Raw genomic sequence first — 8,830 nt, 5'->3', positions numbered from 1 at the left:
AGGTTCAAATCCTGCTCCCGCAACCAACTTTAGAAAATCCCAGAGCAGCCCGCGCAGACTACAATTGATCACCCCGATCAATTGCTTAACGTCTTCAGCTCGTCAGGCTCATAACATGAAGGCCGTAGGTTCAATTCCTAATGCTGAAAACAAAACACCGTGCAACATCAGATGTTTACGCACCGCCCTAGGGCGGTGTTCCTATTTGCGCCAACACTTCTAGAAGCACTGTGGAAGCAACGATAGGAAACTTCTTTTCGTAACTAGCCACTTACCCCCTCAGCTCTTTTTTGCCAATTTCTGCGCTTCGCCCAAGGTGATCTTGCCGTGACGACCGATCGAAATCCTCTCGCTGGAGCGTGTTGAAGCATTCAGGGAACGATCAACTGGTTCGGCGAACTGCCGTCTTTGGTATCAACTATTTTGGTAATAAAACGATAGCCTGCGGCTTGACCCGCTTGGTGGGCTGGGAAATGGAGCGGCGCGGATAACTTGATCTCTGGCGGCGCGTTCGATTTCAGGTGAGCCAGAGCTATCGACGATATCAACCCAAGCCAGTGATCCATCAGGATTAATTTCGAAGAATACCTGCGCAAACCCGCGGACCGGGACATAGACGACGGGCGTTTGATTGAGGTGGACCAGGACTTGTCCGGCATAGTTCGTGGTATCGGAGTTTCCAACGCCGCGACCCGAGGTTTGATTTCGGCCACTGCTGGCTCGGAACGGGTCAGCCCCTTCCTTTTGATAAAGGCTAAGCGGCGACTCCAATGTCTGCGTAGGGTTGCGCAAGTTATCGAAGTTACTGAACCCATCAAGTGATTTTGGCGTATCCGTTGCGGGCCTTCTGTCCGGGAGGCGGGGGCGTTTGGAAACAGATACGGCCTGATCGGAAGGCGCGGCTTGTTCTTCTGGTGGCTCGTTTGTTGGCTCATCGACCGAACTTGGGATTTCTGGTTCGACTGCCGTACTCTCTAGTGGAGGGACCGGCGCAGTTGAGGCGTCTGTGGGCGGTAAAGCTGCCAAGCGCTCGGGTTCCGGGTCGACCGCTGACGTTACGGAGGTATCTGCGTCTGTGGCTGGTTCCGGATTGGACGGGGCGACCGGTTTGGTCGGCACCTCTTCTTGCAGCTCTGATCGTGGGGCGACGGGCGCTCCGACATCGGGTGAAGATACCTGCTGAGGATTGGGGGAAGCGACGAGTGTATCGCTGATCGGGATGTCGGCAGTATCGGGCTTAATAGTGTCTTCAACCGGAGGCTCGGGGGCTTCAGCAGAGTCCGGCTGCACCGGGTCCGTCGTGTCTTCGGTGAATTCCTCGAATGTGTTGCCAAGCTCGATCAAACTGACCGATTCCTCACTGGCCCGCAGTTCTGGCAGACTGGAACCGTAGAAACTGATCCCAAAGATATGCAGGACAAGCGAAAGCACACCCGCCAACGCAGCGATGGCCGCTGACTTCCGGATCATTTCAAAGCCTGCTGGGTCACGAGGAACACAGACGGCGCGCCATACCGTCGAAGGGCACCGGTTACCTCCATCAACCGTTGGCCTGAAACATTGCGGTCGGGGACAATCCTAACCGGTCCGTCATCATGGCTGGACATGAAAGCCTCAGGGTCGGTTTGCACCCCACGAAAACTGAGGATGCCATCAGCGTTCAAGACAAGCGCATCGGGAGGGTCGCGGCCTTCCAGTTCCGAGGTGTCGACAAGCTGCAGCTCTGGATCAAGCGGTGGTGCCAGGGTGCCTGCAATCAGAAAGAAGATCAGCATCAGAAAGACGACGTTGATCAGAGGGATGGTCGAGTCTCGTTTGCGGCTTGGGCGACCAAAGCGGATCATCGGTCTACTCCAACACCGTGACGGTCAAGCCATCGCGGCCACGCAAAACAACCAGCAAATCCACAAGTCGTTGGGCGGACGTATCCGCATCAAGGCTTACCAGTGCCTGACCGGCCCCGATCCGCGTAGACAGTTCATCCAGCGCCAGTGTTTCGCCATTCAAAGTCACGCGCTCGGTACCGATCTGGATGAATATTCGCTCGACGGGTTCAGCCGATTCTGATGCGCCTGAGGTTGCGCTGCTGATTTGGATCTCCGCGAACTTTGAGAAAGTTGAAGACAACATGAAAAACAGCAACAGCAAAAAGATGACATCGATGAGCGGGGTCATCGACATCGGTCGTCTGACAAAGGGTTCCGTGTTACGCATGTTCAGCGTTCAGAATCTCGGTCCTGCCTGAGGCGGCCTGGTTCGAGTTGTTCGGGACCAGAACCGTGCGCAGTGCTTTGTCCGCAAACACCCGTTCCCGGGCAGTTCGGCTTTCAAACCAAGACAAGACCATTGAAGTCGGCATTGCCACCGCAAGGCCAACGGCTGTTGTTACCAGAGCAACCCAGATGCCACCTGCCAACAATGAGGGATCGACAGAAGACCCGGCAGACTGAAGGCTTTGGAATGCATTGATCATTCCCAAAACTGTTCCGAACAATCCAAGCAGGGGTGCAAGCTGGGCGACCGTATCCAAAAGCCGAAATCCGCGCTCCAGCCCGGCCAGGGCCAATCCAGCTTCGGCATCCAGTCGAGCGTCCAGATCAGGAGTGTCCGGCGCGTCCATCGCGGCTTCGACAAGCGGTGCAAGATAGCTGCTGCTCTTTGCGAGGCGCGCGCGTGCAGTGGCTCGATCTCCAGCATCCCAGGCTTGCAGCGCTTGTGACAGAATCTTGTGTCGCCCTACGCCACAGGCTGCGAACTGCCAAAGCTTGTAAAGACTAACTGCTACGGTCAGGACCGACATGACAATAAGGATAGCCACAACGGGTCCGCCAAGGGTCAGGATCTCTCGAAGAGAAGAGAGAATATTCATCCAAGCAACTCCACTTCAATCCGGCTGCTGAGCGTTAGGGTCGATTGACAGATGTCGCTCTGGGAGCCTTTTACCACGCATGAACTCGCGCCATTGATCAATGCGCGCCCAACAGTCGTGCAAGACATCTCTGGCAGATCGAACTGACGGACACGTGGGCGATCCAAAGGTAAGTCGCGAAAATCAAAAAGCGAGAGGGTAACGACACTGCCTTCGGTGTCAAATATCACCGTCTCGAATACGGCTTCATCGATAGTGGCTCCGGATTGGTTGGTCACCAGAAAGGTCAATCTGCAGGCACTACCAACGTCTTCCAAGGCATTGAGCTCTAACGAAATCTCAGCGGCAGGCGCCTCAGCGGATTGGGCCAGAGCTGCAAAAGGAAGCAGGCATGCGAAACAGGTAAGCAGGACACGGAGAGATCTCATTGAAGGCACCTATATGCTTGGGCGAACCGCGATTGCCCGCGTTGTATAGCCGACAATGGTCCTCTCATACCTGATAGTACAATCACTTCAAAGGAGCGCTGAAACGATTGTGAATTCGACCATGTTCGAAGTCATATTCGAGTAAGCTATTTAGCAAAGTGACGTATAATATGGCAAAATGACGGAATATTACCTCATTTCGTCAAGATACGATCTGCAATCCGAACAAGTCGCCCTTCATAATCAAAAGAAACACAGAATGGAGGCGCGTTTTGAGCTCGAATATTTGCGTAGTCGGGGCGGGGAAGATCGGTCAGATGATCGCGACTTTGCTGAAAACCTCGGCACATTACACGGTGACTGTTGCCGATCACGATCTTGCGGCCCTGTCAGCATTCAAGAAACGGGGCATTTCTACGCGGCAGATTGATGCCAGCGATAGCGCGGGCTTGGAGAAAGGCCTTAAAGGGTTTGATGCGGTGATCTCTGCCGCGCCGTTCTTTCTGACACCGGCGATTGCGAGCGCGGCCAAAACTGTTGGGGCGCATTACTTTGACCTGACCGAAGATGTCGCCGCCACCAACGCGGTGCGCGAGCTGGCGCAGAACAGCGAGACGGCATTTATGCCGCAATGCGGGTTGGCCCCCGGGTTTGTCGGGATTGCGGGCGCTGCGCTGGCGGCCGAGTTCGATGAAATCGACAGCCTGCATATGCGGGTCGGGGCGTTACCGCTCTATCCGACCAACGCGTTGAAATATAACCTGACTTGGTCAACTGATGGGCTAATCAACGAATACTGCAATCCATGTGATGCCATTGTGAATGGCGAGAGGGTCAAGACCGCCCCCCTCGAAGATTATGAGCTGATCGGCCATGACGGAGTCGAGTACGAGTGCTTCAATACATCGGGCGGGCTGGGCACTTTGCCCGAGACGCTAGACGGTAAGGCGAAGGCGGTATCCTATCGCTCGATCCGCTATCCGGGCCATCGGGATATCTTGCGCTTGTTGCTCAGTGACCTGGGACTAGAGCGTCGCCGCGATCTGCTGAAAGAGATTTTTGAAACGGCCTTGCCGCGTACGGATCAAGACGTCGTGTTGGTCTATTGCACTGCAAAGGGCATCGTTGACGGCACGTTGCGTGAGAAATCCCTGATCAACAAATCCTTTGCGCGCACCATCGATGGACAAGTCTGGAGTGCGATCCAAGTAACCACTGCGGCAGGCGTATTGGGTGTCGTCGATCTGATGCGGACAGGGGTTCTGCCCTCGAAAGGCTTTGTTCGGCAAGAGCAGGTAAAGCTTGCCGATTTCCTGAACACCGAATTTGGCCGGCTTTATCGCGCCGGTGACGTTACCGAACAAAACAAGGCGGCTTGAGATATGAAAGACATTATAATGACTGCTGAAACCACGCTTGCGAATTTGGACCTGACTGCAGCTGAGCTTAGCGGCGGGTCGCTGCGGGTGACCTCTCCGATAGATGGCAGCCTGTTGGCCGAGGTTCACGAAACTCCGGTTTCCGAGATGGGGGCCATCTTTGCCCGCTCGAAAGCGGCGTTCAAGGAATGGCGCGTTGTGCCGGCTCCGCGCCGGGGTGAGTTGATCCGCCTGCTGGGCGAAGAGCTGCGGGCCGCCAAGGACGACCTTGGCGCGCTTGTCAGTTGGGAGGCAGGCAAGATCACCTCGGAAGGTCTGGGCGAAGTGCAGGAGATGATCGACATCTGCGATTTTGCTGTTGGTCTGTCGCGGCAGCTTTATGGTCTGACCATTGCTTCGGAACGCCCGGGTCACCGGATGATGGAAACGTGGCATCCGGCGGGACCGGTCGGAGTGATCTCGGCCTTTAATTTCCCCGTGGCGGTATGGTCGTGGAATGCTGCGCTGGCCCTGGTCTGTGGTGATCCGGTAGTTTGGAAACCGTCCGAGAAAACGCCACTGACCGCGTTGGCTTGCCAGAAAATCTTTGAGCGGGCATTGGCCCGGTTTGGTGACGCCCCCGAGGGGCTTTTGCAGACCCTGATCGGTGGTGCCGATCTGGGTGAGGCGCTGGTTGCCAGCGAGGATGTGCCGATCATTTCAGCCACCGGCTCGACCCGGATGGGCCGCGCGGTGGCGCCGATTGTGGCGCAGCGCTTTGGAAAGTGTATTCTGGAACTCGGCGGCAATAACGCGATGATCGTTGGGGCGTCGGCTGATCTGGAAATGGCGGTGCGCGCGATCGTATTCTCGGCTGTCGGGACAGCAGGGCAGCGCTGTACGACACTGCGGCGGTTGATTGTACACAACTCGATCCGCGAGGAACTGGTTGGGCGTCTGAAGAAAGCCTATGCAGGTCTACCCATCGGTAATCCGTTGACCGAGGGTACGTTGATTGGGCCGTTGGTGGATGAAGCTTCGGGCAATGCGATGACCGCAGCGCTTGAATCAGCAAAGGCCGAGGGTGGTGCCGTGTTCGGAGGTCAGCGCGTGACCGAAAATGTACCGGGCGGTGTTTATATGCAACCGGCCATCGTTGAGATGCCGGGCCAGACCGCGACTGTGAAGGCCGAGACCTTTGCTCCGATCCTTTACGTCATGGGCTATGACGATTTTGCCGAGGCGATCGAGATTCAGAACGACGTGCCACAGGGCTTGTCGTCCTGCGTTTTTACACTGAACATGCGCGAAGCCGAGCAATTCCTGACAGCGGCCGGGTCGGATTGCGGGATTGCCAATGTGAACATCGGCCCGTCCGGGGCCGAGATCGGTGGCGCATTTGGTGGCGAGAAGGAGACCGGAGGCGGGCGCGAAAGCGGATCAGATGCCTGGAAAGCCTACATGCGCCGTCAGACCAACACGGTAAACTATTCAGCCGAGTTGCCATTGGCGCAGGGTGTCAAATTCGACATCTGAACGCGAATGTCCGGCGGCACCTGATCGTGCCGCCGGATTCAATCAGCGAACAGGTAATCCAGTTGCATGATCGCTTTGGCCTGATCGGCACTGATCCCCAGAAATTCCGCAATAATCACCTCATTCTCCGAACGTTCCGCCGCCTCACGCAAATGGAACAGCCCATCATTCTGGGTACTGCGGATTAATTCGGATTCGTAAGCCAGCGCATTGCGAAGGGTCGGTAGCAGGCGTGCAAGAGAATCCTGTGAGCTGTTCTGGCCCGCAAGACCGACACGATGGGCATGACCCGTCAGATATTCATCTGAATAGGCACATTCGATTTCCAGAACACGTGTTTGGGCCTGATCTGCACAGAAATCCTGAATGACGTCCAGATTGGCCGGATCTACGCAGAGTACCAGCCTGTCGCTTTGGAAATAATCGAACAACATACGTGCAACGGCCCGCCGATGGCGCGACCGCTTAATCAGGGTCGTCTCGATTCCACCCAAATCGGGCAATGGCGTATCCTGCTCATCATAGATGTATTCGATGCAGGGAATGGGGGTTTCCGACGCGATCTGGTCAACAAGCCGTTTGGCGACATGCCACTTCTTGCAAACAATCAGAAACGCCTGCCGCTCGGGGCCTAACGTATTGCCGACCTCCCAAAAGCGCTGAGCGAAACGTCGTCCTACCCGACCGCGACCGGCAAGGAAGTGATACAGATTACGCCCTTCGTTCGAGATGTGGAACGTGACCCCTTCGCTGGCATAAAGCTGACCCAACCGTTCCTTCAACTCATGGGCCTCGGGGCTGATCTTGCGAGCGAACAGGTAGTTCTGCCCCAACAGCATGTCATAGTGATCATTGTAGAAGGTGACAGGCATGCCATAGTCGGAAAACATCAAAAATGTCAGTGTACGGTTTTCGATTTCCTGCTTCGGGACGAGGTGGCGAACAAGCGTCTGAAAGAACGTCTCGTCCGGAATCCAGGTGGTCGAGAAAAACCGGACCACATCGCGGCGTTGGCGCAGGAAGTCCAGAATCATCTCGACTGTGCGACGGCGCAGGCACCACCACTGGCTACCGATCTTGACCTGCAGGTCTGCAGGTATGCCGCGGGTCAGACCGAAACGCTTTTGCATTTCGTATGCGGCATAGAACAGGCGCGGCTGATTGCGTTCGTTGAAATAGTGACGATAGATCAGCCGGTCTTCTTTCATTCCGGTCTTAATCCAATTGCTTTCGAAGAAGTCATGGCTTTCGATGAAATCCATGTCGCGTTCATCAAGAAAGCTGTGCACATACTCGGCGGTTTTAATTGCCATGCAATCGCCGGACAGCATGTAAAAATGGGTGACCCTTGGGAACTGATCCACCGCCGCCTGTAATGCATGGAGCGTGGCCTGAACCAGTGACCATTCGCCCCATCCGCATTTGATCCGCTTCGTTGCAAATGTGACATTGCGGTTATCTTTCAGGGCGTCGCGTATCTGCGCATAATCCGTATCGTTGGCGCGGGCGTCAAAATGGATCGCCATACAATCGCCGGCAGCCGTCAGCTGACTGGCCTGCGCAATGATTGCGTCAGGGTCTTTGTGACACAGCAAGATATAGGCAATCTTTGCCATTTGCGTTTCGTAATTCCCCGTTTCTGCCCATTTGCAACCGTGATACTGAGGATGAGCGATTGAATAAACAGAATATTTTTGGTTCTTTGGGTCAAAATGCCGGAGTATCAATACGATAACTGGCTAAGGAGGCGCAGTAGATGGGTTTTCCCGGAACATGGATGACCGAAAGTCAAAGCATGGTCTACCGTGTTGTGCCGAAATGCGCCTGCTCGACGATCGGGCAAATCATGTATTTCTCGGATCATGGCAGCTTCTTTGATGGTGACATTCACGATGCCAAGGACGGAATGCACAAGTGGGCCTTTGGTGCCAGTCAGGATCCGATTGCCAGAAATATTCGATCGCACCAGTCCTATACGTTTACCTGCGTGCGTAATCCCTACACACGCATTCTCAGTTCCTTTTTTGACAAGATCTGCGGCATCCAGCGCAACGGCAAACGCTATCGCGGCAATCTGGTGCCAACGCTGATTTACAACTATGGAATCGAAGTCGGGGGTGACGACGGCAAGGGCGAGTTTGACCAAATTGCCAGTTTCCGCCGGTTCCTTTTATTCGCACGCGACACGATTCGTTGGCGGCGTCCGATGGACCCCGACATTCACTGGTCGGCCATGTCTGGCCATGTCTCGACGCTGATCGCTAATGGCGGGCGATATGATCGTATTTTTTGGACCGAGAAGTTCAACGATGGGATGCAGGGTGTGTTGGACAATCTTGAAACCTCGCATCCTGTGACTCTGTCCGAGATCCCGCGCTTTAACGAATCCGAAGGCCATGGGCCAAAACGCGTGCATCCGGTCGAGGATTACTTTGACGATTTGTCGATGCATCTGGTCTACGAGATCTACAAACAGGATTTTGAACTGTTCAAGTATGATTTCGAAAATCCCGCCAACAAAATGCCGACGGGTGAGATCGATCTAGATGAGATTCACGCCAAGCTGGGTGATTAAGACGCTCGAAGTGTGAGGCTCCCGCCCATCGTCAATGTCTCTTGTGAGACATCTCCTCTGGTTG

General features: G+C 55.1%; 9 protein-coding genes. 3 read left to right on the top strand and 6 right to left on the bottom strand.

The window, feature by feature from the left end; genetic code table 11:
- Window positions 1-414: 414 nt before the first annotated feature.
- Genes ACRZ9U_RS20810 through ACRZ9U_RS20790 form a run of 5 tightly spaced genes read right to left on the bottom strand, consistent with a single transcriptional unit; the run spans window position 415 to window position 3,297 of the window.
- Window positions 415-1,470 carry an energy transducer TonB family protein gene (locus tag ACRZ9U_RS20810; protein WP_480886161.1) on the bottom strand — a complete coding sequence of 352 codons (1,056 nt, stop codon included), beginning with the start codon at window positions 1,468-1,470 and terminating at the stop codon, window positions 415-417.
- Window positions 1,467-1,844, bottom strand: a complete 378-nt coding sequence (locus ACRZ9U_RS20805; protein WP_170408723.1) for an ExbD/TolR family protein — start codon at window positions 1,842-1,844, stop codon at window positions 1,467-1,469. The genes ACRZ9U_RS20810 and ACRZ9U_RS20805 overlap by 4 nt, the downstream gene beginning before the upstream one ends.
- 4 nt (window positions 1,845-1,848) lie before the next feature.
- On the bottom strand, window positions 1,849-2,175 hold the full coding sequence (locus ACRZ9U_RS20800; protein WP_170408722.1) for a biopolymer transporter ExbD: 327 nt from the start codon (window positions 2,173-2,175) through the stop codon (window positions 1,849-1,851).
- 31 nt (window positions 2,176-2,206) lie between these two features.
- Complete coding sequence (locus ACRZ9U_RS20795; protein WP_170408721.1) at window positions 2,207-2,869, bottom strand: MotA/TolQ/ExbB proton channel family protein; 663 nt, start codon at window positions 2,867-2,869, stop codon at window positions 2,207-2,209.
- Window positions 2,866-3,297, bottom strand: coding sequence for a hypothetical protein (locus ACRZ9U_RS20790; protein ID WP_170408720.1), 432 nt, complete (start codon window positions 3,295-3,297; stop codon window positions 2,866-2,868). The genes ACRZ9U_RS20795 and ACRZ9U_RS20790 overlap by 4 nt, the downstream gene beginning before the upstream one ends.
- Window positions 3,298-3,569: 272 nt before the next feature.
- Here ACRZ9U_RS20790 and ACRZ9U_RS20785 point away from each other — a divergent pair, with 272 nt between their 5' ends.
- Complete coding sequence (locus ACRZ9U_RS20785) at window positions 3,570-4,676, top strand: saccharopine dehydrogenase NADP-binding domain-containing protein (RefSeq protein WP_170408719.1); 1,107 nt, start codon at window positions 3,570-3,572, stop codon at window positions 4,674-4,676.
- Between the two features lie 3 nt (window positions 4,677-4,679).
- Window positions 4,680-6,191, top strand: coding sequence for an L-piperidine-6-carboxylate dehydrogenase (amaB, locus tag ACRZ9U_RS20780; RefSeq protein WP_480454505.1), 1,512 nt, complete (start codon window positions 4,680-4,682; stop codon window positions 6,189-6,191).
- Between the two features lie 38 nt (window positions 6,192-6,229).
- Here the strand turns inward: amaB and ACRZ9U_RS20775 are convergent, their stop codons facing one another.
- Window positions 6,230-7,807 (bottom strand): DUF5928 domain-containing protein, encoded by a 1,578-nt coding sequence (locus ACRZ9U_RS20775; RefSeq protein ID WP_170408718.1) that lies wholly within the window; start codon window positions 7,805-7,807, stop codon window positions 6,230-6,232.
- A gap of 140 nt (window positions 7,808-7,947) precedes the next feature.
- Here ACRZ9U_RS20775 and ACRZ9U_RS20770 point away from each other — a divergent pair, with 140 nt between their 5' ends.
- Window positions 7,948-8,766 (top strand): sulfotransferase family protein, encoded by an 819-nt coding sequence (locus tag ACRZ9U_RS20770; protein WP_170408717.1) that lies wholly within the window; start codon window positions 7,948-7,950, stop codon window positions 8,764-8,766.
- The last annotated feature ends 64 nt before the right edge of the window (window positions 8,767-8,830 follow it).

The sequence above is a fragment of the Ruegeria sp. D7 genome (genome assembly GCF_056534355.1).
This window is presented reverse-complemented; position numbering and strand designations above follow the sequence as displayed.

Excerpts from the sequence above, each read along its gene's own strand:
- ACRZ9U_RS20810 (WP_480886161.1), bottom strand. The coding sequence starts at position 1,470 with ATGATCCGGAAGTCAGCGGCCATCGCTGCGTTGGCGGGTGTGCTTTCG.
- ACRZ9U_RS20805 (WP_170408723.1), bottom strand. The coding sequence starts at position 1,844 with ATGATCCGCTTTGGTCGCCCAAGCCGCAAACGAGACTCGACCATCCCT.
- ACRZ9U_RS20800 (WP_170408722.1), bottom strand. The coding sequence starts at position 2,175 with ATGACCCCGCTCATCGATGTCATCTTTTTGCTGTTGCTGTTTTTCATG.
- ACRZ9U_RS20795 (WP_170408721.1), bottom strand. The coding sequence starts at position 2,869 with ATGAATATTCTCTCTTCTCTTCGAGAGATCCTGACCCTTGGCGGACCC.
- ACRZ9U_RS20790 (WP_170408720.1), bottom strand. The coding sequence starts at position 3,297 with ATGAGATCTCTCCGTGTCCTGCTTACCTGTTTCGCATGCCTGCTTCCT.
- amaB (WP_480454505.1), top strand. The coding sequence starts at position 4,680 with ATGAAAGACATTATAATGACTGCTGAAACCACGCTTGCGAATTTGGAC.
- ACRZ9U_RS20775 (WP_170408718.1), bottom strand. The coding sequence starts at position 7,807 with ATGGCAAAGATTGCCTATATCTTGCTGTGTCACAAAGACCCTGACGCA.
- ACRZ9U_RS20770 (WP_170408717.1), top strand. The coding sequence starts at position 7,948 with ATGGGTTTTCCCGGAACATGGATGACCGAAAGTCAAAGCATGGTCTAC.